19 protein-coding genes, 1 rRNA gene and 1 riboswitch are annotated in these 26,339 nt (G+C 43.3%); of the genes, 11 read left to right on the plus strand and 9 right to left on the minus strand.

What is annotated here, in order from left to right; translation table 11 throughout:
* Together U1I11_RS19560 and U1I11_RS19565 are read right to left on the minus strand one after the other, a co-directional pair.
* Window positions 1-107 (minus strand): 16S ribosomal RNA (locus U1I11_RS19560); the annotation flags it as partial.
* Window positions 108-1,062: 955 nt separating this feature from the next.
* A complete protein-coding gene (locus tag U1I11_RS19565; RefSeq protein WP_322907814.1) occupies window positions 1,063-2,454 on the minus strand; it encodes an NCS2 family permease in 1,392 nt (463 codons plus the stop codon).
* Between the two features lie 166 nt (window positions 2,455-2,620).
* A riboswitch (purine riboswitch) is annotated at window positions 2,621-2,720 on the minus strand.
* Between the two features lie 534 nt (window positions 2,721-3,254).
* Between U1I11_RS19565 and U1I11_RS19570 the strand changes: the two genes are divergently transcribed.
* The 5 genes from U1I11_RS19570 (at window position 3,255) to U1I11_RS19590 (ending at window position 9,044) form a co-directional block, all read left to right on the plus strand.
* Window positions 3,255-4,229, plus strand: coding sequence for an ABC transporter ATP-binding protein (locus U1I11_RS19570; RefSeq protein WP_322907815.1), 975 nt, complete (start codon window positions 3,255-3,257; stop codon window positions 4,227-4,229).
* Window positions 4,117-4,863, plus strand: coding sequence for an ABC transporter permease (locus tag U1I11_RS19575; protein ID WP_416235639.1), 747 nt, complete (start codon window positions 4,117-4,119; stop codon window positions 4,861-4,863). The genes U1I11_RS19570 and U1I11_RS19575 overlap by 113 nt, the downstream gene beginning before the upstream one ends.
* The gene (locus U1I11_RS19580) at window positions 4,863-5,828 is read left to right on the plus strand and encodes an ABC transporter permease (RefSeq protein WP_322907816.1); all 966 of its coding nucleotides are present in this window, start codon (window positions 4,863-4,865) and stop codon (window positions 5,826-5,828) included. Before U1I11_RS19575 ends, U1I11_RS19580 begins: the two co-directional genes overlap by 1 nt.
* 658 nt (window positions 5,829-6,486) lie before the next feature.
* A complete protein-coding gene (locus U1I11_RS19585; protein WP_322907817.1) occupies window positions 6,487-7,563 on the plus strand; it encodes an ABC transporter substrate-binding protein in 1,077 nt (358 codons plus the stop codon).
* 122 nt (window positions 7,564-7,685) lie between these two features.
* Window positions 7,686-9,044 carry an aspartate aminotransferase family protein gene (locus U1I11_RS19590; protein WP_322907885.1) on the plus strand — a complete coding sequence of 453 codons (1,359 nt, stop codon included), beginning with the start codon at window positions 7,686-7,688 and terminating at the stop codon, window positions 9,042-9,044.
* 4 nt (window positions 9,045-9,048) lie between these two features.
* Here U1I11_RS19590 and U1I11_RS19595 read toward each other — a convergent pair whose 3' ends face one another.
* The gene (locus tag U1I11_RS19595) at window positions 9,049-10,734 is read right to left on the minus strand and encodes a PucR family transcriptional regulator (RefSeq protein WP_322907818.1); all 1,686 of its coding nucleotides are present in this window, start codon (window positions 10,732-10,734) and stop codon (window positions 9,049-9,051) included.
* A 321-nt stretch (window positions 10,735-11,055) separates the two neighbouring features.
* Between U1I11_RS19595 and U1I11_RS19600 the strand changes: the two genes are divergently transcribed.
* The 5 genes from U1I11_RS19600 (at window position 11,056) to U1I11_RS19620 (ending at window position 17,022) form a co-directional block, all read left to right on the plus strand.
* A complete protein-coding gene (locus U1I11_RS19600; protein ID WP_416235640.1) occupies window positions 11,056-12,444 on the plus strand; it encodes an NAD(P)-dependent oxidoreductase in 1,389 nt (462 codons plus the stop codon).
* A 148-nt stretch (window positions 12,445-12,592) separates the two neighbouring features.
* Window positions 12,593-13,879, plus strand: coding sequence for an NAD-dependent dihydropyrimidine dehydrogenase subunit PreA (preA, locus tag U1I11_RS19605; protein ID WP_322907819.1), 1,287 nt, complete (start codon window positions 12,593-12,595; stop codon window positions 13,877-13,879).
* Window positions 13,879-15,324: a dihydropyrimidinase gene (gene hydA, locus U1I11_RS19610; protein ID WP_322907820.1), complete on the plus strand. Its 1,446-nt coding sequence runs from the start codon at window positions 13,879-13,881 to the stop codon at window positions 15,322-15,324. The genes preA and hydA overlap by 1 nt, the downstream gene beginning before the upstream one ends.
* Window positions 15,324-15,548, plus strand: a complete 225-nt coding sequence (locus U1I11_RS19615; protein WP_322907821.1) for a hypothetical protein — start codon at window positions 15,324-15,326, stop codon at window positions 15,546-15,548. Before hydA ends, U1I11_RS19615 begins: the two co-directional genes overlap by 1 nt.
* A 691-nt stretch (window positions 15,549-16,239) precedes the next feature.
* Window positions 16,240-17,022, plus strand: coding sequence for a hypothetical protein (locus tag U1I11_RS19620; RefSeq protein ID WP_322907822.1), 783 nt, complete (start codon window positions 16,240-16,242; stop codon window positions 17,020-17,022).
* Window positions 17,023-17,671: 649 nt separating this feature from the next.
* On the opposite strand, the gene U1I11_RS19625 is transcribed toward U1I11_RS19620, so the two are convergent.
* The 3 genes from U1I11_RS19625 to U1I11_RS19635 all read right to left on the minus strand — a co-directional run bounded on the left by U1I11_RS19625 (window position 17,672) and on the right by U1I11_RS19635 (window position 20,580).
* Window positions 17,672-18,055 carry a hypothetical protein gene (locus tag U1I11_RS19625; RefSeq protein ID WP_322907823.1) on the minus strand — a complete coding sequence of 128 codons (384 nt, stop codon included), beginning with the start codon at window positions 18,053-18,055 and terminating at the stop codon, window positions 17,672-17,674.
* Window positions 18,056-19,024: 969 nt separating this feature from the next.
* On the minus strand, window positions 19,025-19,900 hold the full coding sequence (locus U1I11_RS19630; protein WP_322907824.1) for a hypothetical protein: 876 nt from the start codon (window positions 19,898-19,900) through the stop codon (window positions 19,025-19,027).
* A gap of 20 nt (window positions 19,901-19,920) precedes the next feature.
* Complete coding sequence (locus U1I11_RS19635) at window positions 19,921-20,580, minus strand: restriction endonuclease (protein WP_322907825.1); 660 nt, start codon at window positions 20,578-20,580, stop codon at window positions 19,921-19,923.
* A gap of 768 nt (window positions 20,581-21,348) precedes the next feature.
* On the opposite strand from U1I11_RS19635, the gene rluF reads away from it, so the two are divergent.
* Entirely contained in the window at window positions 21,349-22,062 is a 714-nt protein-coding gene (rluF, locus tag U1I11_RS19640; protein WP_322907826.1) for a 23S rRNA pseudouridine(2604) synthase RluF, read from the plus strand.
* A gap of 419 nt (window positions 22,063-22,481) precedes the next feature.
* Here the strand turns inward: rluF and U1I11_RS19645 are convergent, their stop codons facing one another.
* The 3 genes from U1I11_RS19645 to U1I11_RS19655 all read right to left on the minus strand — a co-directional run bounded on the left by U1I11_RS19645 (window position 22,482) and on the right by U1I11_RS19655 (window position 26,275).
* Window positions 22,482-22,838 carry a nucleotide excision repair endonuclease gene (locus tag U1I11_RS19645; RefSeq protein ID WP_322907827.1) on the minus strand — a complete coding sequence of 119 codons (357 nt, stop codon included), beginning with the start codon at window positions 22,836-22,838 and terminating at the stop codon, window positions 22,482-22,484.
* 166 nt (window positions 22,839-23,004) lie between these two features.
* The gene (locus tag U1I11_RS19650) at window positions 23,005-25,233 is read right to left on the minus strand and encodes a S8 family peptidase (RefSeq protein WP_322907828.1); all 2,229 of its coding nucleotides are present in this window, start codon (window positions 25,231-25,233) and stop codon (window positions 23,005-23,007) included.
* 1 nt (window position 25,234) lies between these two features.
* Window positions 25,235-26,275 carry an ATP-binding protein gene (locus tag U1I11_RS19655; RefSeq protein ID WP_322907829.1) on the minus strand — a complete coding sequence of 347 codons (1,041 nt, stop codon included), beginning with the start codon at window positions 26,273-26,275 and terminating at the stop codon, window positions 25,235-25,237.
* Window positions 26,276-26,339 lie beyond the last annotated feature (64 nt).

Here is a 26,339-nt window from a genome sequence, read left to right on the forward strand (position 1 = left end):
CGCCGCTAACTATTAGAGAAGCAAGCTTCTCGTCAAGTCCGCTCGACTTGCATGTATTAGGCACGCCGCCAGCGTTCGTCCTGAGCCAGGATCAAACTCTCCAATAAAGTGTTTGACTTGCTCATTTTGTTGCTGGCGAGAACATTGCTGTTCTCTATAGTTTGAAGAACCGAAGTTCTTCACTCACTCGTTGTTCAGTTTTCAAAGATCAAACTCTTTCGTCGCTGCTCGGTGTCTCTCGCAGCAACTCTTATATCATATCATGTTGTGTTTCGTTCGTCAAGCACTTTTTTTGAAGTGTTTTTCAGCTTCAACATGCTTCATGGACGAAGCGTATGATATGTTTTCTTTCATTGTCACTCGTTCATGACAACTTTTATATTTTATCATCTTTTCAATCATTCGTCAACCACTTTTTTAAAGTTGTTTTAAACTCGTTTTGGAAACAAGTTAGAGAAACGAATAGTTAAGAAGATTATATTGATCCAGCCGACAAATGTATTCGTTTATCGACCAGAAATAGATCATATCATAAATCAAATTAAGAAAGCAAGCTCTTTTTCATTGTATCCAAAAACTGTTCTTTCCTGCACCCTCGCCTGTATAGGGGTAGTTTGTCTTTTCTACTACACAGGATGTGTCTACTATGTAGGATATGCATATGCCAGTGTATTGCAATACATAGTCTGTTGCTAGAACTTGATCTTAGGGATCGTTTCGATTTATCTCATCTATCAAATCGTTTTAGCAAAGACCGCATGAAATGAGCAGTCCTGTTAAATTAGTTAGTAAAAAGCATCTATTTTATACTATTAGAAGTTCATACTTATAGAAGATATAGAACAATTATATCTATATAAACAGTCTATACATACATGTGCAGAAGAACCCCATCGTTGATCATACTTAACGATGGGGTTCTTCTGTTCACTATTCATACTGACTGTTCTTACGTTCCACTCTTATAACTGTTCTTACTTTCCACTCTCTACCCACTCTAATGAAAATACTCCATCGACACGAACAGATTGCTTGGCTCGTCTCTACGAAAACACGATCTGCTTACTCGGAACCGAGGAATACGTAACGTGCTACGACGATTATTGCCAAAATCCACATCAGCCAGTGCACTTTCACTTTGTAGCCTGTAAATGTGTTAGCGAAGAAGCCTAATACGACATAAGCTAATATACCTGCCGAGATTCCGTTGGCAATCCCGTTTGTAAATGGCATAAAGATGATCGTTAGGAAAGCCGGGAAAGCTTGCATAAAGTCATCCCATACGATGTTACGAACTTGGCTCATCATCAGTACGCCAACAATGACAAGTGCGGGAGCAGTTGCTGCCGATGGCACCATCAATGCTAACGGTGCGATAAATAGCGCCAGCAGGAACAACACGCCAGTCGTTACAGCGGTCAGTCCTGTACGTCCGCCTGCGGCAACACCGGATGTACTTTCTACATAAGAAGTGATTGTACTTGTACCGAGCACTGCACCGGCACTTACGCCTACCGCATCAACGAGCATCGCTTTGCTGACTTTCTTTTCGCCTTCTTTGCGATTTTTGAACAGACCTGCACGTTCTGCCGTACCGACTAATGTACCGAATGTATCGAACAATTCTACAAATGTGAAAATAAATACGATTTCGAACAAGCCGAGACCAATCGCGCCTTTAATATCCAGTTGACCGACAGCCAGATTATTAAATGACGGCAGCCATTGCGCATGAGACAAGCTGCTCACATCGGTAAGTCCCATCGGGATACCGAGCAGTGTTAGCAAAATAATTCCGATCAGCAATGCACCACGGATACGCATAACCATCAGCACACCGATTACGAACAGACCGATCAGCGACAGCAATGTATCTTTATTGTGAACAAAGTCGCTCAGGGCGAGCTGGAAGTCGCCGCCTTTTACCGTTACTGGAGCAGCGAGCTGGCTTACATTAGTGACGCCATGCACAGTAGCGGATACTGAGATCACATTACCAAGCTTCAAGCCGATGATCGTTACGAACAAACCGATCCCGACGGTAATCGCCATTTTCAGTGAATGAGGAACCGCTACAAGCAGCAACTGACGAACTTTAGTAATCGTCAAAATAATAAAAATGATGCCGGACAGGAATACCGCTCCAAGTGCAGCTTGCCATGTGATCATACCGTTTGAGCTAAGTACGACCGTCATAAAATAAGCATTCAATCCCATCCCCGGAGCAAGCGCAACCGGAATGTTGGCAAATAAGCCCATCAAAATCGTTACCAAACCTGCCCCTACTGCAGTCGCAAAAAATACGCCCTGTGCAGGAATACCGGCACCGTCCGGTCCCAAAAACAGATTGTTGACGAACAAAATGTACGCCATCGTAATAAATGTGGTCAGACCGGCGATCATCTCTGTTTTTACATTCGTACCGTGTTCCCGCAGCTTAAAGAAACGCTCCATAATGATACATGTCCCCCCATTTTGAATATGGATAAGAAAACGACAAAGACCCCGATGTGTACGGTTACTCATCGGGGTCTCATGGTCAGATTGCACCTGTGTTTCAGTTCCCGATTATGTAGTCAACAAACGATGCACTACTTTACTAATCCAGCCCAGAAGCAACAAGTCATATTCTGAATTCCGTAGAGAGATCATTCCGGTGATCACGTAGAGACTCCTATGCCCATTCATAGGATTATACGAAAAATTACAGTTGTCGAAATTGGTATAGCTTATCCGTGTTCATGTTGTTTTTGCCATATCGCTATGACTTACCTGTTACATTCTAGGATACTGCTTAGTCATTGTCAATCAGAAAATACGAATGTTTATATTATGTTATTCTTCTATTGTTCGGTAATGCTTTGGCAATTCACCTTCTTTTGCATGTTGTTTTGTGAAAAAATTACTTGATTGTTATTTTACCACTTTGATCATGAAGCAAAATAGACAAACTGACTCAATTTAATGGGAGCTATCTTACTTTTTGTCTAATGAATACAGTGGGATGAGTACGTATGATGTTAGTTATTAGTACAAGACATAAATAGGAAAGTTGCATATACGCTTTATAAATCGATCTCTAGTAATGATTATGTTAGATTTATTCATTATTTTATTACATTATGCTTATATGGAATAGGTGATTGGATATAACTTTAGTTAGTTTGGGGCATGTTTTGGTCATTTAGAGATATTTTAGTGTTCCTATTCTATAGTGTTCCTATTCTATATAGCAATTTAGGAGGAGATTCGTTATGTCTATGATGCCTGTACCTTCAGCGATGACGACGATGCCGGAAATTCAGTTGAAAGATGTGGAGATGCGCTATAGGACAGGCAATACTGACGTGCTTGCTTTGCATGAAGTCAGTCTGGACATCGCCAAAGGGGAGTTTGTATCGTTGCTTGGCCCGTCCGGTTGTGGCAAAACGACGTTGCTGCGGCTGATGGCAGACCTGCTTGCGCCAACGAGTGGCTCGGTGACGGTTGCGGGCGCAAGTGCACACGAGGCGCGCATTGCTCGCAAATATGGGATTGTGTTTCAAAGTCCGGTGCTGTATGACTGGCGTAAAGTCAGACATAATGTGGCACTGCCGCTGGAAATGATGAAGGTGCCCAAAAAGGAACGTGATACACGGGCGCTGGAGCTGCTGGAACTGGTTGGGCTACAAAATTTTGCGGACAAATATCCGTGGCAACTGAGTGGCGGTATGCAGCAACGGGTCGCGATTGCACGTGCGTTGGCGATGGAACCGGAAATTTTGCTTATGGATGAGCCATTTTCGGCATTGGATGAGTTTTCACGTGAGCATTTGAATGAAGAACTGCTAACGATTTGGAGTAAGGTGCAAAATACGATTGTGTTTGTAACACATAGCATTCCGGAATCGATCTTTTTGTCGGATCGGGTGTTTGTACTGTCTCCTCATCCGGGGCGACTTTCCGCTGTAGTGGACATCCCGCTGCCACGTCCACGCACACCGGAGATGCGCAATAGCCCTGAATTTTTCGAGCTGATCGCTTCAGCTTTGAAGGGGTGTGAGCAGCGGTATGAAAGCACCTGTATGGTTGATGCGTTCCCGATTCGTACCTGTATTGGTATGGGTCGTGGCGATTTTGGTGTTATGGGAAGCAGGTTCATGGGCGTTACTGCATATCGCTCAAGTGCCGCTTGCTCAATCGAAGCTGCCTTATGTGCATGCGATTGTGACGACCGGTGTGCAGTATAGCGGCACATTACTTCAGGAAGGGAGTGCCACTTTTGGCAATGCAGCGATCGGTTTTGTGCTTGGAGCGGCAGCTGGTGTGCTGCTCGCTATCTTAATGAGCGTGTCGCGCTGGATCGAGCGACTGACGTTTCCGTATGCGGTCGCCTCGCAAATGATTCCGATTCTGGGACTTGCTCCGATCATCTATGGCATTGTGCGCGATGAATACATATCGCGGATTATCATTTCCGGTTATATTACCTTTTTCCCGGTTGCGCTCAATATGTTGCGCGGTCTGCGCAGTGTTGAACCATCCGCACTGGAATTAATGTACTCGTATGCTGCCAAACCGTGGTCGGTGTACTGGAAGCTTCGGTTGCCAGCAGCATTGCCAGGTCTGTTCAGCGGACTAAAAATCGCCGCACCGCTCGCTGTTACAGGGGCAATTCTGGTGGAATTGATGGGTGCACAGCACGGCATCGGCGTCATTATGCTGCGCAACCTGTATTATGGGCCTTCCCATGTGTATATGTTCTGGTCAACTGTGATCGTTGGGGCATTGCTGGGCATTATCAGCTATTGGGTAATCGGGCTGATCGAACGGTTCGTCGCTCCGTGGCAACCGGAATTTCGCTCACATGGAGGTGGATCGTAATGGAGAATCGTTATCCAGACACAAGCGCTCCAACCACCGCACCTGCTGAGCCAGGCGGCAGCGCTGCGGAAACAAACGCAAGCCTGCTGTCTGGCAACACGTCCGGTACACCATCGCATTCGCCGTCTTTAACCGATGCACATTTACACGCTGCACACAGCCAGACACGACAACGACGTTTCGCTCCACTATCTATGTTCGTGAATAGCTCTTATATTTGGCTGCCGCTGCTGGCGGGCGTGTTGTTTGTGCTACTGTGGCAGCTTGAAGTGTTTCATCACCTGCTCGATTTGAAAAAATATCAGCTTCCACTTCCTTCTGCAATTATGAATGCGATGACCGACAATTGGAGCATGCTGCTCACCTATACCGGCTATACGCTAACCGAAGCGGTGCTCGGCATGCTGTGCGGTTCGGCGCTTGGCTTCGGGATCGCGCTTATTGCGACAGCAGCGCCACGCTGGGGTGGTGCAAGTTTGATCGTCGTGGCGGCAATGAATGCGGTGCCGATCGTTGCGCTCGCACCGGTAATGAATTTATGGTTTGGCGATGGTATCGGCTCTAGAGTAGCGATCGTTACCGTCACTACGATGGCGGCGATGGCGATCAACGCTTATAAAGGCATGACATCGGTCCATCCGCTTGCGCTTGATCTGATGCATTCTTATGCTGCCAGGCAAGGAAGCATTTTCCGCTATTTGCGCATTCAAAACAGTCTGCCACATGTGTTTACCGCGTTAAAAATTAATGCTACCGCAAGTATGATCGGTGCGATCGTTGGTGAATTCTTTTTCTCATCTCAAGGGCTTGGCTATTTGCTGTCCAATTCGATTAAAGTTGCCAAAATGCCGCTCGGCTGGTCATGTATCGTACTGGCGGCGATTGCGGGGGTGATCTTTTACCTGATCGTGGAGCGACTGGAAAAGATGTTTATTCGCTGGCATTCCTCGCAGCGTATTGGCTAGTCGCTTGATTCGCTTACATGTACATGTATTATCTGATCGACTCCATCGTCTGCACAGATACATGTATCACACAATGAACGCCTCTAGGGCGTGTCTTCAAACTGCTTTACAAATCGTGCGATACGGGTAATTTGCGTCAGACTATGCTGTACGGGGTCTTATTTCCGACCTTTACGAACAATAAAATGATACGTAGCATCGTTTGAAGACACTACCTAGTAGCTTGTCTCAAATTTATTCAGGGATTGCGTCCATCTGAATCCTGCCCGGTTCAAGCAGGGTTCAGATGGACGCAACCTTACATCTGCTTGAGACAAGTCTCTAGACTATATAACATTCAACTCTACGTTTAGCGTGGTCAACCTTCTAATCGGCTGCCGCAAATGAACATCTATTTGAACATACCTTAACCGATTCATCATCAAGCGATAGTTAGATCGACCGACTCATGTGCGTAAGACAAACTACTAGCGCATTGACCGATATTAATCTAAATTTCGAATTTGGCTCAAGCTATTATGGATAAGGATATTAGCAGACCATCAAATTTTAAATTTAACTTGGTCAATACACCAGTTTATACGGAAGTACTATTTAATTTCATATATTAATGCGTTGACGCAATATAGTGAACTGATTATACAGGGGGCATGAATAGATGAACAAAAACATTGGGAATGCACGGATGAATATGCTGCTGGCGGTCGTATTGTCGTTATGTCTGATTGTGGCAGGCTGTGGAAGCAGTGCCAATGAAAGCAGCAATGCCGCCACATCGTCAAGTAGCAGCGAAAGCTCCACCGAACCAGTTACGGTTAAATTGCAGTTAAAATGGGTGCCACAAGCGCAATTTGCCGGTTATTATGTAGCGCTGGACAAAGGCTATTACAAAGATGAAGGATTAAATGTGCAAATATTGCCGGGCGGCCCAGACATTGTGCCCGAGCAGCAAGTGGCTGGCGGTTCAGCGGATATCGGCGTCGATTGGGTCGCCAGTCTGCTTACGAGTCAGGAGCAAGAAATGCCACTCGTGCAAATCGCGCAAATTTTTCAAAAAAGCGGGCTCGTGCTTATTTCCAAAAAAGCAGCCAATATCCAGTCACCAGCTGATCTAAAAGGCAAAAAGGTAGGCAACTGGATGGGCGGCAACGAGTTTGAAGTGCTCGCTTTATTCGATAAATACAAGCTAGACCCGAATAAAGACCTAAGTTTTACGAAACAAGGCTTTACGATGGATCAGTTTCTGAATGGCGAGCTGGATGCCGCTTCCGCGATGACATATAACGAATATCAGGTGGCGATCGAATCCGGTGTCAAAGCGGACGATATGAATGTGATCGATATGAACAAAGAAGGCGTGGCGATGCTGGAAGATAATCTGTTTGCCAATAGCGAATGGCTGGCGAACAATAAGGAAACTGCCGCCAAATTTGTACGCGCTTCGCTCAAAGGCTGGCAAGATGCGATTAACGATCCCGAAAGCGCGGTCGATATCGTCATGAAACAGACGGAATCCGGCAGTACGACTAAAGAACATCAGCTCAAAATGATGCAGGAAGTCGCCAAGCTGATTCTACCGGAAGGTTTCGATAAAACCAAAATGGGCTATACCGATGAGGCGATGTTCAAACAAACCGCCGATATTGCGCTTAAATTCGGCGTGATCAAGCAGGCTGTCGATCCGCAAAAGGCGTATACGAATGAAATTATGGATATGGCTACACAGTCCAAGTAGGTCGATGTAATCGTTCATATCCGCACTCCATTTCGTGTTTTATTCCATCACACTATCATCCGTAGGCAACTTTTATTTATATTGCTGCCAAGCTGTCTACGGATACTCAGGAGGCATACATGATGATCAAGTCAGCCATCAACAGCGAAGCCGCTTTGCAAAAAGACCGTCAATATCTATGGCATAATATTACGCCTTACAGTGAAACCGCTCCGCCGATGATTGTCGAATCCGGGCAAGGTGCATGGATTACCGATCTGAACGGCAATCGTTATCTGGATGGCATGTCCGGGCTATGGTGCGTCAATGTCGGTTACGGACGCAAAGAGCTTGCCGAGGCAGCATATGAGCAGATGGTACAACTGCCTTATTTCCCGTTAACACAAAGTCATCTGCCGGCGATTCGATTGGCGGAAAAGTTAAATGAATGGCTAGGCGATGAGTATGTGATCTTCTTCTCGAACAGCGGCTCGGAAGCGAATGAAGCTGCTTTTAAAATCGTACGTCAGTACCATCAGCAAACCGGACAGCATTATCGCCATAAATTCATTTCCCGCTATCGTGGCTATCATGGCAGTTCACTTGGCGCATTGTCAGCAACTGGACAGGCACAGCGCAAATACAAATACGAGCCGCTGACAACCGGCTTTTTGCATGTTGCACCACCGGACAGTTATCGTCGTCCGGCAGGGCAATCGGTGGAGGAATTTAATTTGCAATGCGCACAGGCGATTGAAGATACGATCATCTGGGAAGGCGCGGAGACGGTTGGCGCGGTCATTATGGAACCGGTCATTACAGGCGGCGGTATGATCGTGCCGGAGCAAGTGTATTTGGATCGTGTAGCGGACATTTGCAAGCGTCATGGGGTGTTGCTCATTATCGATGAGGTTATTTGCGGATTTGGACGTTCCGGGCAAAAGTTCGGCCACCATAACTTCGGCATCAAGCCGGATATCGTTACGATGGCCAAAGGATTAACGAGCGGTTATTTGCCATTGTCGGCTACGGCGGTACGCAAAGACATTTATGAAGCGTTTAAAGACCCGGATGATGAATATGCGCATTTTCGCCATGTGAATACATTTGGTGGCAATCCGGCAGCATGTGCACTGGCGCTGCGCAATTTGCAGCTGATGGAAGACGAACAGCTTATTGAGCGCGCACAAGTGCTCGGACAACGATTGCGTGAAGCGCTGCAACCGCTGCTGGAACATCCGTTAGTAGGCGATATTCGCAGCTTTGGCTTGCTGGCTGGTGTGGAGCTAGTCGCGGACAAAACGACGCGCCAGCCCGCTGCACTCGATATCGTAAAAAGTATTATCGCTGGCTGTAAGCAACATGGTCTGATTATCGGCAAAAATGGCGACACGGTCGCAGGCTTTAACAATGTACTTACGTTTGCACCGCCGCTTGTGTGTACGGATGAAGATATGGAGTTTTTGATCGCTACTTTTTTGCGGGTAATGAGCGAGCATTGATCCGTTACAGTGATGAATGCACATGCGGCAAACTAAGCTTTTCCGGATAGAGCAGTTGATAAGCACGTAGGGCGACTTGAATAGAAATGCGATTTTCCGGTGCCATAAAATCTTCGCCCAGCAGCTCGGTAATTTTGTCCAGTCGGTAGTATAACGATTGGCGCACGATGAACAGCTTCTGGGCGGCAATCTGTTTGGAGCCGTCATGATCAAGATAGACACGTAGCGTTAACAACAGCTCACTGCCTCTTGATTCATCATGATCGATAAGTGGTCCTAGATAATTACGCACAAACGTTTGCAAACGCTGACCATCATTTAAGCTAAGCAACAACTGATACACGCCTAGTTCTTCATAAAAGAGTACCCGACTGCCTGAACATGAATAGACCGATAACGCCTGTACCGCTTCCTGATAGCCGGTGGAGGCGTTTTTCAATTGTTTGTTTGCTTTACTGACGCCGATGAGCAGTTGCAAATCTTTGAGTTTGTCATCAGAACGAATATGCTGCAAGGCGTGCAATGCTTGCTCCAAACGTGGTTTGGCGGGCATACGTGCCTGTTTGTCCAGTGCGATGACCGCCAAGCGGTTATTTTTGAGTGTAATGAACGGATGAAATAAATATTGCTCGAATATGGAGCGCAGCATGATCGACAGATGAAACGTAATCGATTCCCATTCATACTCGGAGCTGCTCCAACGTACATCTTGTGGATTTTCGATTTCGATTAGACAGACGCGGTAGGGCAGCTCATTCATCGCACCAAAATCGCGCCCGATCAAGCTTTTTAGACGCTGTTCTTCCCCCAGCCGTCCATTGATCAATTCCTCTACCCACAAATTTTCCGAAAATAGACGCCGTTCTTCCATATACCGTGTTCGCAGCAACTCCTGCGCAATCGACAATGCCGCCGAATCGAGCAACAGACAATCGTACTCCTGCGGACGATGCGGACAAACCATCATCATATACGCCCATGTCTGATCGAGCGCACCGACCGGCTTCAGCACAACCGTCTCATTGCCAAGCTCGCGTACATAAGGTGCCGCATCCGGCTCCATTCCTTCCCTGTCCGCTTCAAAAGCAGCAATATGTGCTAACAAACTGTGCTGTTTGTCTGGCGCAAGTGCCGGGTGAAACACCCGCTTACTACCCATCTGCACATAGACGATCTGATGCCCGGTACTGCGTTGCAACAGCTGCAACACTTTGCTCGTACCTTGCGAGCTAAGCGTCAAACGGTTAAATTCACGCGACGTACGTTCCAATTCCTGTAGTAGCCGATGATGCCGATTAATTAGCAGCGAATGCAAATCGAGCGTAATATCTACAAAGCGGACCGTCTTTGTAAATACGATTAGCGGCAAATGATGCTCATCCGCTAGCTCAATCATTTGCTGCGGAATATGCTGAAAATATTGCCCCAGCTCAATACAGAGACATGCGGCATGTTTATGCACCAAATCGCGCATAAATGACAATGCTGAATCCAGATCAGTATGAAAGCCACTGCCTGTCGTCAAAATCATTTCTGCGCCATGAATCAAGCTTTCAATATTAGCACTTTCAAGCACATGTACCCAGCGAATCGTACGATCCAGCCCTTCTCCACCGCCCACCACTTCTGCTTCCGTAAAAAGCGGTCTTATCAGCGCATCAGCAATCGTAAACATACGTTGTCCATTCATTTGTTCTCCCCCCACCTGTTGAATGGTATGCTGCCGTAAAAATAAAACTTTTGAAATTAGACAGACTGTCTAATGTAATAAAACCTCCAATTTACTATAGTTTATATATCTAATGTTAGTATTTATAACTTCAAAAAGTAAATCCGGTGCTATAATAATTTATTATATTTCATTTTGTTAATAAAAGTTACGTATTTTATACTTTTATATTGTTTATTTTTATTAAATCTATTCAATTGAGTTATATTAAATAACATACATTACTATATCTATCCCCCTATCTCAAAAACAATGCCTGACATTCCAAAAGGAGGCTGACTTATGAATCATGCTGCAATTACCGCATTTGCGCCGGATATGTTTATGCACAATTTTGCCGAGGCAGCGCCAGGGCTGACACCTAGAGGGGCTTTGGAGGAATCCAATCGCTGTCTGTACTGTTATGATGCGCCCTGTATTAAAGCGTGTCCGACCAGCATCAATATCCCCTCCTTTATTAAACGAATTGCGACCGACAATTTGCGCGGTGCCGCCACGACGATTATGGATTCCAATCCGGTCGGTGCCAGTTGTGCCCGCGTCTGTCCAACCGAGGAATTATGCGAGGGCGCATGTGTGCTAAACGATGCGTCCGCTCCGATCCAGATCGGGCTGTTGCAGCGCTATGCGACCGATTGGGCGATCGCTAACGAGGCAACACTGTTCAAACGTGGCGTCGATAACGGCTACAAAGTCGCTGTGATCGGCGGTGGGCCAGCAGGTTTGTCCGCTGCCCGCGAGTTGGCACGGCAAGGGATGAACGTTGTCATTTATGAAGCGCGCGAGCAAGCAGGCGGATTGGATACATATGGCATCGTATCGTTCCGTTTGCCACAATCGATCTCATTATGGGAAGTCGAGCAGGTGCAACAGCTTGGCGTCGAGATCAAAACCGGTGTGCGTGTCGGCACCGATATCGCTGCCGCCGAACTGCTACAACAATACGATGCGATCGTACTGGCTGCCGGTATGGGCTATGTGCCGCCGATCGGCATTGAAGGCGAGCAACTTGACGGTGTGTATGATGCGATCAAACTGGTGGAGCAAACGAAAACAGGCTTGCCTTCCGTCGATATGATCGGGCAACACGTCGCTGTAATCGGAGCGGGCAATACCGCGATCGATGCCGCTACCTGTTCGGTACGGCTCGGTGCCGCCAATGTGAAAATGGTCTATCGCCGCACACGTGAAGAAATGACGGCATATGATTTTGAATATGAATTTGCCAAGCAGGAAGGCGTCGAATTCCGCTGGTTGACTGCGCCTAAACGTATCATCGGTGATGAGCGCGGCAAAGTGACTCATCTGGAATGTATAGAGATGACATTAACCGGTGAAACAGGCAAAGACGGGCGAATGACCTCTACAGCTGTAATAGGCTCGGAGTTTCTGTTGCCGGTGGATGCGGTTGTACTCGCGATCGGTCAGGAGCGTCAGCACGGATTGATTGAGCATTTCGGGCTGGAACATACAAAAGGTGTAGTCGAGGTCGATGATTATACGTACCGCACATCGCATCCGAAAGTGTATGCGGCAGGCGATATTATTTTCGGTGCCGGACGTGGAGAAGCGATGGTCGTGTCTGCCGCACAACAAGGCAAACTGGCGGCACATGCGATCATTCGTACGCTGTTGCCGCAGACGATCCAGCCGGTAAGCTCTGCCAGATAAGGCGAAGCGACATTGGTACATCGATGCATACGAATCAGGACGCGATAAAATAAGCACTCTAAGCGGATCGACGATGGGGAAACACAGCGATCCGCGCGCAATCGGTCAAGCACAGCAGCGTTTCCTACATGACTGGAGGTTATGAACTATGGCAGATTTAAGCATTAATCTTGCAGGCATCCGTTCTCCAAATCCGTTCTGGCTGGCTTCTGCGCCACCGACCAATACCGGCTATCAAGTACAGCGCGCTTTTGAAGCAGGTTGGGGTGGTGCGGTCTGGAAAACGCTGGGCGATCCGATCATTAACACATCGTCCCGCTTTGCCGCCATCAGCTTTAACGGGCAGCGTGTTGCCGGCTTTAACAATATCGAGCTAATTACCGACCGTCCACTGGATGTGAACCTGAAGGAAATTTATGAAACGAAAAAGCGTTTCCCTAACCATGCCATTATCGCCTCACTTATGGTCGAACCAAAGCAGGAAAAATGGCATGAAATCGTCAAACGGGTCGAAGATGTCGGCGTGGACGGACTGGAGCTAAACTTTGGCTGTCCGCACGGCATGGCAGAGCGCGGCATGGGCGCTGCCTCCGGTCAACAACCCGATCTGGTCGAAGCGCAAACCCATTGGGCAAAAGAAGTCGCCACCACACCGGTCATCGTCAAACTAACGCCCAACATTACCGACATTACCGTAGTCGCCCGTCATGCTGTGCGCGGCGGTGCAGATGCGATCAGTATGATCAATACGATCAACAGTCTTGCCGGAGTGGACATTCATACATGGAATACGATTCCACATGTGGGCGGACAAGGCGCGCATGGCGGTTATTGCGGTCCTGCCGTAAAGCCGATTGCGCTCAATATGGTTGCCGAATGTGCGCGTCATGCGGATATCGGGGTACCGATTTCCGGGATTGGTGGCATTTCGACTTGGCAAGATGTAGTCGAATTTATGCTAATGGGTGCAACCGGCGTGCAAGTGTGTACCGCCGTTATGCATCACGGCTTCCGCATCGTCGAAGATATGATCGACGGTCTAAGCCATTATTTAGATGAAAAAGGATTGTCTTCGGTAGAACAACTGATCGGACGCTCGGTGCAAAAGTATTCCAACTGGGGCGATCTGAACTTGAATTACGAGGTCGTCGCACGCATTAATGAAGATAACTGTATTAATTGCAATAAATGCCATATCGCTTGCGAAGACGCCTCCCATCAGTGCATCGATATGCTTACCAATGCCGATGGCAAAAATATATTACAAGTGCGCGAAGAAGATTGTGTCGGCTGCAATCTGTGCTCGATCGTCTGCCCGGTCGATGGTGCGATCGATATGGTGGCGATCGATAATAGTTTGCCGCCGATGACATGGAACGAACGCCAACGCACAATTGCAACGCTGAACGATTCCTACACGATGGAGGTGTTGTGATGAAAAAGATAATTAAACACGGCACGATCGTCACCGCCTCCGAAACGTATACCGCCGATTTGTTAATCGAAAATGGCATCATTACAAGCATTGCCATGCAGCTTGATGCACCGGATGCCGAGATCATCGATGCTTCTGGTTGTTATGTGTTTCCTGGTGGCATCGATCCGCATACTCATCTAGATATGCCGTTTGGCGGTACGGTGACACGGGATGATTTTGAATCCGGTACGATTGCAGCGGCATTTGGCGGCACAACGACGATTATCGATTTTTGCCTGACCCAAAAAGGCGCTTCGCTGCAAAGTGCGGTCGACAGCTGGCACGCCAAGTCTCAGCATAAAGCGGTGATCGATTACAGCTTTCATCTGATGATTTCGGAAATCAATGACGATGTGCTGTCCGAGCTGCCGCTCATTATGGAACAGGAAGGCATTACGTCTTTTAAAGTATTTATGGCGTACAAAAATACTTTTCAAGCCGATGACGGTACATTGTTCAAAACATTGCAAACCGCGCGCCGTGAAGGTGCACTCGTAATGGTACATGCTGAAAATGGCGATGTGATCGAATATTTGATCGAGCAAGCACTCGCTGCTGGACAGACCGATCCGATCTACCATGCGCTAACCCGTCCTCCGGAATTGGAAGGCGAAGCGACCGGGCGGGCGATCTATCTGACCGAACTTGCCGATTCACAATTGTACGTCGTGCATGTCACTTGTGCTGATGCCGCGCTAAAAATTGCCGAAGGTCGCAAAAAAGGGCTACGTATCTATGGCGAAACATGCCCGCAATATCTCGTACTTGATCAAACTGCGCTCGAAAAGCCCGACTTTGAAGGCGCCAAATACGTTTGGTCTCCTCCACTGCGTGAGCAATGGAATCAAGATGTGTTATGGGATTGCCTGTGGAGCGGCAGTTTGCAAACGATCGGTTCGGATCAGTGTTCATTCGATTTTCACGGGCAAAAGGAACTCGGACGTGGCGACTTTTCCAAAATTCCGAATGGCGGCCCGATTATCGAAGATCGGTTTAGCATTTTATATTCCGAAGGCGTCGCCAAAGGGCGCATCTCACTCAATCAATTCGTGTCGATGATCTCTACGACTAGCGCTAAGCTGTTCGGCATGTTTCCACAAAAAGGTACACTGTCGATCGGCAGTGATGCGGATATCGTTATTTTCGATCCGACGGTAAAACGTACGCTGTCTGCCAGTACACATCATATGAAGGTCGATTACAGTGCATTTGAAGGCTTGGAAGTGACTGGTGAACCCGTCTCCGTGCTAAGCCGGGGCGAATTTGTAATTAAAGATAAGCAATTTGTCGGTGTGCCGGGCAGCGGACAGTATATACACCGGAATCGCTTTGAAGCGCCTGCTGCGCATAGCGTTCATGCTGCTACTGCTACCGACAAAGTGTCCAGTGGAGGGGTGTCATAATGTCTGCCTTTGCCGAATTTGAACGGGAAAAACAGCAAATCGATGCCATCCTCACTCAGGGCTATAGGATCGCTGCCATTGAGGAAAATTTGGATGGTGCACTGGTGCATTTCGTACAGGCTCGCCCGGAACAGGAACGTACCCAGTTGCAGATTTTAACCGCTGATGCGCGCAAATATGTGACAACATTGCTGTTTGCCAGTCAAGTACAGACGACAGGATGAATGATGTCGAAGCCTATTTGTAGCCATAAATAGAACGATCGCTCAAAGCAAATCGTACCACGCCCTATGAATCGCATTCATTCTAGTAGGCTGACCGCGTTAAATCAGTAGTTTGATCGTGCAGAGCAGCGATGTTCTCCTGCGATGATTCCAGTGTATCTTTCATAAAGATGGAGTGAAGCAGACACTGAATGTAAGCTGGTCAGCCTACTAGTGATGCTCCATATACTCGCTTATTGCTTAGTTTTGCTTCGTATCTCGTATCCTTTATTCGTAATACCGAGCAGCGGTCACGCTTATTGTGATCATTTATGCAGTTTTCTTTTACTCTCCTTCCCCGTATGCTACAGAACGGGTCGTATGCCTCATCGCCTCCGATTCGCTCTGTTTTAGCATAGCTTTACCTTTTCGTGCTGTGACCAGTTTGGCAATCGTTCTGTTGTCGAGCATATTCGGTCATGGCGGAAAAGCGGCTTTACCGCTTCGCCCTCATCCTTCCCCATGGGATGCAGTGTTATTTTACTCCATATTTCCTTGCCGTCTGTTTACGACAGCTGACAAGGGGATATGGAGCTTTTTTATGTTATCCCCCTATTACTTTGGTTAAAACGGTAACGTTTTCCAGTTTCAGTACGTCTATACATATAAGTCGCAGCATGAAGTGACAATTCCACTAAGAGGAGTGTTCAACATGAGATCGACCCACAATATCGCAACAATTAGTGCCGCGCTCACAGCCGTACTTTTACTCGGTGCTTGCAGCAATGAAGCTGCCACAGGTACAACGGAACCATCCAATTCACCAGCAACAGGCACAACATCTGAAGCAACGAGCGGTACGACTACCGACTCCGCCGCATCGACCAATGCTACTGACGAGACGAGCAACCCAGTAGCAACAGAGTCGTCCACGACAGAAGGTGCGAGCGGCACGAACAGTTCTGCGGAATCATCCGCTGCCAATACGAGCAATGCAGCGGAACCGTCCGCTTCCAGCACACGTCCTGCTACCGAAACATTCGAGCTGATGGAAAAAGGAACACTGGTGAAACGAACCGCCAAGCTTCAACATGGTGACGGCTATTCCATGTATGTGTTTGATGGCTATACGCTTGATGCGAACAAAAATCAATTACGACTAACCGCCACTCCTGCATATCATGTGAACATTAAAAAATTGGACAGCAAAGCAGTGATCGATGATCTGCGCAAACAAGGAAAGGCTCAGCTTAAACAATATGGCGAAGTCAGAGAATACAGTGGCGACCAGTTGTACGAAAGCCCGATGGCACCTGCCTTGCTCTGTTTGCAAACGTCCGATGAAAAAGGCACACATGAGTTTTGGGTATGGCAAGCTAAAGATGGCAGCCAGTATACGTTTACTGTGCATAGCCCAGAGGGTGAAACAGCCGGTTCATTTGGACTGTTAGCGGATACTTCGATGTCCACGATCGCCGCTGATTCTGCTTCATGATAGGGCAGTTGGAGAGACGATAGATAGATGGGGAAGGATCAGGCTGTAGTTTGGATGACGAGAGCAGTTATAGGTAGAATTGTAGGATGGAATATGACTGCCTGATCGTCGGAATGTATTGGAATAACGACGGTGTGATAGCGTAATAAAAATAAGGGATAGGCATCGTATCATGGCGCCTATCCCTCATTTTTCAACTTTTGTACATATACTATCTTGACCTAGATTCATTGGAGTGTTGAAACTGGCTTAAGCTTTTATGGATACAGATTGCAGTATACAATCAAAGTTGAATTTCAACTTGGTCAATGTAATAGTGAGCTGGCTTAAGTAAAATGAGGGTCGAATTTACTTGAACCTGTTTACAAATAAAGTTGGTAGGATTTACCTATACGTGAAGTAAAGGGTTCTGCGCTAAATAGTCTATTTCACAAAATCAAAGTAGCTAATGGAATCTTGAATTTCCCGTACTGCAATTCCTTAAATGCGTTGTTCCTCTACCCTATCTGCTTTCTACTCATACTCATACTCATACTCATACTCATACTCATACTCATACTCATACTCATACTCATACTCATACTCATACTCATACTCATACTCATACTCATACTCATACTCATACTCATACTCATACTCATACTCATACTCAAGGGTAATCCACCGTGCCTTTCACCGCAATGCGCAAACCTGTACGTGTTTCCAGCACCCGTACTGGCACACGTATCCCTTCTTGAAACCGCCCTCGGTTCATCGAATACACGGTTACGGTAGCGATCGCTTCCACAGGCAAACGGGTTCTCGATTCAATGCGCAAGCGCAATTGCAGTTCCGGCTGTCCGGAGTGATAACGTCCACTTGGAATCACATCCAAAATCAAACCTTGTGCCGCATAACCTTCATCCAAAATTCGCTCGACTTGGTAATCACGATTTTCACGCCGCTGTAGTTTCGGCAATACGACAATCGCAAGCACAAACAGCACGAACAAGCCGCCGCAACTCATTAGCAGTGCCAGTGGCATCGTATTCACTTCCTGTCCTCCTTTCGAATCTATTCTAATCATGCTCGCTTCCAGCATGATTAGATATAAACTCACTCAAAGAAACAAAAGCGATCGTTTCAGCAATATAAGCAACGTATTCGCAGTTGGCATATATATTTTAGTCAAAAAGTTAATTCTATACTATAATCGCCTCAATCAAAACTACCCAGCTCGAATTGCTACGATGTCGATTCCATATGTTGTTGTATGAGCAGACGCTTGATTTTTACTATTAACCTTAATTATTCGATTTGATATTACTTAATGAGTGGTACACCTATGGCTGCTACACTGGATGAAGTCGTGCAACTCGCCACGGTATTCAAAATGACCGCTTCCCATGTAATCAATAACCAGCTCATTGAATGAAAATAGTACGAAATACCGTAAGCTTACTTCGCCGATCGTATCGGTAATCATATTCCGGCCGTTAGCTCGCACAACTTCAAGAGCGGATAGCTTGCTGCCAAAGCGATCATCCGCGGCCATGCCAAACGCGTACTGCTGATCTCCACCAGCCTGAGCGAAATGTCGCCAACCGATGATCAGATTAACACTTTTGCGGAAAAGATGGAGCAGCAGCAGATTATATACAAACCGATCAACATCCCGTTTCAAATATCGCTAATGATGAAAAAGATGTGCAGCCGATTCCGGATATTGTGGAACTGTTGGTTGAGCGGATTGACAACCATGAGAAAAAATGGGGGAAACAGTATACTTTGCCGGTGACGTTATATAGTAAGGCGACGGCAGGAATTCAGGGAATTGTGTACTATCATGCATAATCAAAGTGAATTTTAGAAATACTCGTATAATAAGCGTCATATACAGAAAAATATGCTTTTTAGCCGAAACTCCTATAATAGGACGCTTTTTATCAATAAAGAGTTTAAAAAAGATAATTAATAATTACTTGTGCTCAATCTGATATTTACATTCTTTTCCACAAAAATTTTATGTTTCATAACTTGTTTCAGGGCTGTTATTCGTGACTTCGTCTTTTTTATTTCTGAAATTAATATAATCAACAGTTACTTCTTTAAGGATTCTGTCAAGAGAAATATACAGCACACCCGAACCTGTGAGTATGAATGTATTTAAATCAATAACATAGGTAGCACCATGAATATAACCTTGAAATTGAATAAATAATTGATATACAGCAATGGTCATTAGTATAGAATATGCTACGAATCTTCTAACAAATACTTCCTCTCCATTTTGATTTATTGTAAAAATCCTCACAAAATAGACCCAATAATTTGCGTATAGCGGAGCAAAACATACAAGAAGAAAATAAAAACTATCTGGCCATTTCAATTTAGTTAAAAACGTTAAAGATATAATCAGAATCATAATAGATTTCAAAAAGTCTGGAATTTGATCCATCAATAAATATATACGATTAAATACATAATACTTTTTTGATTTACTAAAATCTATTTTTTGTTCAGTTTTAAGTACTCTCTTAGGTTCGTATGAAGGATTAATTTTTCTATACTCAATATATGTTGCCGACATAATAAACCAAATTACAAGAAAAAGTAACGTACAAAAAATGAATAACACATTAAATAAAGATGATCCACCAAAACCTGTAATAATATAAAAAAACAATAGTATAAATGCATAAATAACAGGCAAAGAGACCAATGACCACTCCAAAATTAAGACGGTTATCTTTCTTTTAATTCTTCTACCTAAAAATTCCCCACACCATTCCGTTATAGGCACAAGTACTTTACTAAAAATCCAATTTAAGGCTAGCCACAACAGAACCATAACAAGAGCAGAAACAAAGATGATGAAAACATTAATTAAAATTTGCATCTTTTCCCTCTCCTCAATCTTTAACTTTGTCGCAGCTTATTCACCCGCTGCTCTGCCTTATAATCCTTTTTAATATCACGCAATATCGGATCATTCAATTCGTTCCATGTTTCCAAAATCATGCGTGGTTCTGCTTCAATACGATTTTTGATCGAAATGTGATCGTCTGTTTGGAGCGCCTTGATCATTGCGATCAGATCATCACGATCTAACAGCTTGACGTGATTAATACCGGCTAATGTTTCACAGGAGTCTGTAAATTTGGATGATGTAATGACCATCGACTTTTTCGCTTTGTAATATCTCATACAAGAAAAGGCTTCTTGTACAGCACCTAATCCTACTTTATTGGGCAGAGTGTAACGCTTCGCTTGAATCACATTTCTAACCCCTTCCCGATCCGTAAACACCACATCCGCACCAAAATCACGGCTTCCTTGCGTTTTATACACGCCATCATAACCGAGTTCTAGAAATAGCCGATATAAATACTCCTCAAATTCAAAACCGTCTTGCATTTGGTCGATATGCTCGATGGTGATGTCTTTCAGATTGTATTGTTTTACCTGTTGCGGGCTAAGCTTCTTCGCTCGGTTATTATGTCTAAAGTAAATGACAGAGCCAGCAATGACTGCGATGATGATCAAAGTAGTCATGATCGATAAAATAAAATGTTCCAAGCTACTATTCCCCTTCCAACTAGCTCATTATTGATCAGCAGCGTGCGTTATTCGTCAATGATCGATATCATTATTCGTCCACAATTAGTATGGATGATGATCCAGAGATTAAGCGGCGTTTTTAAACCGTCTTCAAATGAAATGAGCCGCCTGTGCCTGTACAGCGTAATCTGACAAAACAAACCGCATCGAACTGCCTGTAAAGCCGTTTGAGCACACGCCTTAGCTTGACTAGGTGGTGTCTTCATTCATATTCATTCGCTTATAGTTTGCTTTGTCGTCCTTTGTTAATCTCTCTATGTATAAAGCAATTAAAAATATCGGAATTGCAAGCCACTTTTTGCTGGATGAATAGTAAAATCATACCATGTTACTTAGCAATTTAGAATACACTTTATCAATAAAAACGCTAAGCGCAACTACGAATAGAACACTCGCGCCCGCTTATCTAAAGCGCCGAAATCCATCCATATTCGGTAGATTCAGATGTTAAGCAGAGCCCATTTTGTGGGCGAAACCATTTTATTGCTAACTAGCATTATAAGTGATTATGAGTCGATTAAGATGCATATTAAGCATTAAGCAAGGCAGAACCTTTCAAAAAAACGACAAAAAGGGTATCTTAGATATAGACTGAAGCGAACTAGGCAGCAGGCTATCATTGTTGCGTGCTTAATATAATATCATTCAGTTCACAGCTGCAACTATTATCCCCCTCTTGCAGCAACTAGATCAGCAATCGCGGAACTAAAGAAAGGTGTGTCCTACATGCGAATTAATAAATATATTAGCGAATCCGGAGCGACTTCCCGCCGTGGTGCGGATAAATGGATCAATGAAGGCAAAGTAACGATCAATGGTGTAATAGCAGAACTTGGCAGTCAAGTACAACCAGGTGACGATGTACGCTACAACGGTCAAAAAATCGGTGCTGAGCAGAAAAAAGCACATGTGTACATCGCACTCAACAAACCGGTCGGCATTACGAGTACGACCGAGCGCCATATTAAAGGCAATATCGTCGATTTTGTCAATCATCCGTTGCGTATTTTCCATATCGGTCGTCTGGATAAAGACTCCGACGGACTGATCTTGCTGACGAATGACGGCGATATCGTCAATGAGATTTTGCGTGCCGAAAACAAGCATGAGAAGGAATATATCGTCACCGTAGATCGTCCGATCACCCATGCTTTTTTGCAAAAAATGGCGTCCGGTGTGGAAATTCTCGATACGGTGACACTGCCTTGCAAAGTGACACAGCAATCCAAATATGTGTTTAAAATTATTTTGACACAAGGGTTGAATCGCCAAATTCGCCGTATGTGTGCAGCGCTTGGGTATGAAGTACATGGACTGCGCCGCACACGGATTATGAATATCCAGCTCGGTAACTTACCAGTAGGCAAATGGCGGGATTTGACGGATAAGGAACGGGAGCAATTGTTCCATGATTTGGATTATACACCGCGTCCGTTGTAGTAGCTTGACTGCTGTTAATATTGGCTTTAAATCTGCTAATACTCTGACCGTTTTAAATATATAGTTTGATGTTGCACAGATTCCCTCTATTCATCAGGACAGGCAGTAGAATTAAAACCAATATGCTATGCAGTCAAGGTACTAGTAGTTTGTCTCAAATACATTTATAGTTTGTCGATCTAACCATTGCTTGATGATGAATAGGTTAAGGTACGTTCAAACACAATTTCCATTTGAGACAGACTACTAGATGTTTTTAGTTATAGTCGGAATTTGTATAACATCATGCTATATATTTAAAGGGATCATCGTCATAGGCGGGCTTGCGTACAAACTGTAATTCAACAAAAAAAGCTGTTTCTCGATCAGAGAAGCAGCTTTTTTGCCTGTTTTGGGCTTATATCGCATAAATATGCAATTTACTTATAAAACACTTTATCCACATTGTAACGCGCATGCAGGCTATTAATGATATAAGTCTCATAAATTTCGCGCTCGGTTGCATCCTCCACCACGCAAACGTCGATTCGTGTCACTTCGTCACGATGGTTTTTGATCGGTGAAACGGTATCTTCAAAATGCTTTTTAATACGCGGTCTAAGTTTGCGAGCTTTACCGACGAACAGCAGCTCATCTTGTTCATTGTAGAACATATAGATGCCGCCAAGTTCGCGCGTAATAAGGTGAAAATCGGTAAATCCGTAGATGTGGCTCAGTTGTGGATTGCTTTGTTTTGTAATCGATACGTCCGGCTCAGGGATCGTGATTTGGATCAAGTGGTGGTCACTTCCTTTTTTGATGTAGGGGGTTATTTTATCATAATTATTAATAAAAAGAAAAAAGATAATAAATTTAGTCTTTAGTCGTAAGCTCTTATCAGAACAAAACTACTTAAGATTCAAGAGTGAAGGAATGTAGATTAGTTTTATACGAATAATTAAATTATTCTAAATCTAATGTTTGATTTGAAGTTTCATAAATATCTATTCTATTCTCTACATTAATTCTATTAACTAACCATCCTCTTAAGCTACACTGCTGAATAAATTCTTCGATTCGATTAACCCCATCTATCTCTTTTAGAGTGACTACCACACCAAAACGAATACCTTCGCCATCTCGTCCATTCAATCTTTCTTTTGTTTTAATACTCATACCCCACATCTTATTCTCATACACTTTTTTTCCTCTAGAACTCAACTTCAACTTTTCGCAAATATGCTTAACATTATCCCATTTTCTAAACACCTTTCGAGCACTTTGTTCATGTAAATAAATTTCTTCTCCTTCAATACTTTGTTTATTTTTATTAATACTTTCAAGCTTCCCATCATTTTTAATTCTTCCAAAGTAAATATCCAGCTCAGTATTTGTGTAGTCAACACCTTGATTTCTTGAACATTTTGGAAAGTAACACAATGTTGCTTTTGCAATAAATGGGTGCTTATTATTATGAACTGGAACAGGGAAATTGTAATTAAATGTATCATATTTTTCTGATACACCTGAAACTACAAATTTGATTTCGTCGTCTGGAGATGTAATGATGTCTTCAATTCTTATAGGAACAACTCCATGCCCCTTTAAAGATAATTCCAAAAAATCCTCATTAGGCTCCCAACCAATAGCAGAATCTATTAACATTGCCTTAGCAATCTCTTTATTAACTCCAATGATGTCAATTAAATATGATAATTTTCTTGCCATCCAAGGGGCAGCATAAGAAGTGCCGGTAACAAGTGCTTTTCCAAGCGGTTCACAAACTGACATATACTCACCAGTTGAACCTCCATAGTAACTTATATCGGGCTTTGTAAAAAAAGACAAAACGATTCCTTGTCTTGAATAAGCAACTGATTGTTTTTTCAGATCAACTGAATTTACGATTAATGAATTTATTGAATCTGCTGGTGCCCCAATACGCTTATTACCTTCAGTTATTCGCTTATTTGTACCAGCGACCACAAAAATCACATCATTCTCAAACTGGATTTGATCAAGAACAGATGCTTCTGCTGATATGAAATTTTCATTAATCTCATCATTTGAACCCAAAGATAAGTTCCATACTCTTATATCTTTATTACTTGCCACTATTTCTTTAATAGCCCTAATTATAGTAAAAGAATTAAAAGCCTTACTTGTAGCCACTCCAAAATGACGCACTTTAAATCTACCACAACCATCATCAAGGTTAGGATTTATTGACGGACCATCAACAATAATAGATGAAACCGAAGTACCATGCTTATAGTCAAAAGCATCGATAGGAATATTCTTATCAATCATATTATGGAACTCTACCCAATCTCCAAAATAAACTCTTTTATCAAAAAGTGTATCAATCACTCCTATAGTGGGTTCGTTTTCAGGCTTTGGTATTAAAGCTTCTTCCTCGTCAAAAGTCTCTACAAAATCAATAGGAGCTAGTTCAGAAATATTCTCAATAGCCATTGCAACTAAATAAGGTGCTTTTTCCAATAGTAACTCCAAATAATTCTCATCTAATAGAATGGTTGTATTATCGAGAACTCTATGACTAAGAACTTTAATACCGAGTTTATTTAAAAGTTCTCTTGTATCAGTACCAATATCATAAAGAGTAACGATTGAAGTTTGCTTGGGTTTAACCTCACTATTTTCAATATCAAACTTCTCGATATAAGAAGCATCTACAATAAATTGTTGAAATTTAGATTTTGATATACCGTAAGCGTTAAAATCAATATGTTTTAAACTTCCTTTGGCATTAAATTCAATATGATCTATAGAACCATTAAATTTTTCGACGAGAATTTTAGTCGTCTTTCTAGAAAAATCTATAGTTTTTTGAACACATGCTAAAGAAACATAATGCGTAATGATATGTTTATTACGTTCCTTTGAAAATTTCGCACCAACTATTGTAGAATTCGAAGGACTATTGGTAGATGAAAAAAAACCACTAATTCTATTACTCTTAGCTACTATCTTATTATAGTAAACGCTAATCAAAGAACCTTTTATAATAGTTTGAGAACTCCAAAAATTATTCATTTCAACTAAATCAGATACGAGTTGTTCTAAATGAGTTGCAGTAACAACTTTATTATTGGCTAGTTTGGGAGCGCCTTGTGGTCCAGTAGATGATTTTTGTTCAAAGTTACCTTTTAATTGCAAGATATCGTTCATATTATTCTCCCTTTAATTCTCTAGAAACCTGACTTTTTGACACACCAGTTAATATTTCTATTTCTCTCAAAGTAAATCCCATACTCTGCAATTCTTTCAATTCAATTTCATTAGGTTTTGTTATTATAAAATTCAATAGTCTTTTAAGGTAATCAAATTCATTATTGGGATCACTGAATGCTAGTGATATCTTAATTATATTTTTTAATTCACCTGGATTGGGGATAGGATCCATATTACTTATAATTTTTTTGAAAAGTTTCATATCTCTACTAGAATTTTTAAATTTTCTTAGTAATGAATTTAGAATAATTTCTGAAATTTCAATTAAATCATTTTTTTCATATCTATCAAAGTCGATTACAGTATCAAATCTTCTAGTTAATGCTTTATCAAAATTATCATATAAATTAGTCGTAGCTATCAATACTACATCTTCATTTAATTTATCTAGTTCCTTTAAGATAGTGGATGTTACACGTCCCATTTCTCTAAGATCATTAGAATTAATTCTGTCTAAAGCTATCACATCTATCTCATCGAATAATATTAAGACTTTAGAGGGGTTAGGCATTTTATTGATTTCATTAAATATCGTCACAATATTTTTTGACGTTTGTCCCATTTTACTATCAATTAATTCACTAAACTCAACCATATACAGCTTTCTTTCTAATAATCTTGCAACTTGTTTAACAGTTTCTGTTTTACCTGTACCTGGAGAGCCTTTAAATAAAAATTTATTAATACCTATTCTATGATTAACGGCATTTATAATCCCTTTTATATCTTCTGCAATTAATTTAGGAAGAGGCAAAGGATCAATATTCAATTCAAGTTCCCTCAAAAACAAACTTTCAAATTCATAATTCTGTGGAACAAATGTGTTAGTATTTGAAACTAAACTCATAATATACTCCATTAATTGATGATCACCAATCGAATCGAAGTAACGTGCAATTTCAATTGCTTCATTCCTAAATTGTAAGTTATTACTCTCGACATGATACTTTATTAAATTTAAAACATTTTTCTTCTTCATTTTTCTCACTCCTTTTCATATAATATCATAACACAATAAGGGACAAAAAAAATTTATTTGGGAC

Origin of the sequence: Paenibacillus campi (assembly GCF_034659835.1) — a bacterium.
Classification (GTDB): Bacteria; Bacillota; Bacilli; order Paenibacillales; family Paenibacillaceae; genus Saccharibacillus; species Saccharibacillus campi.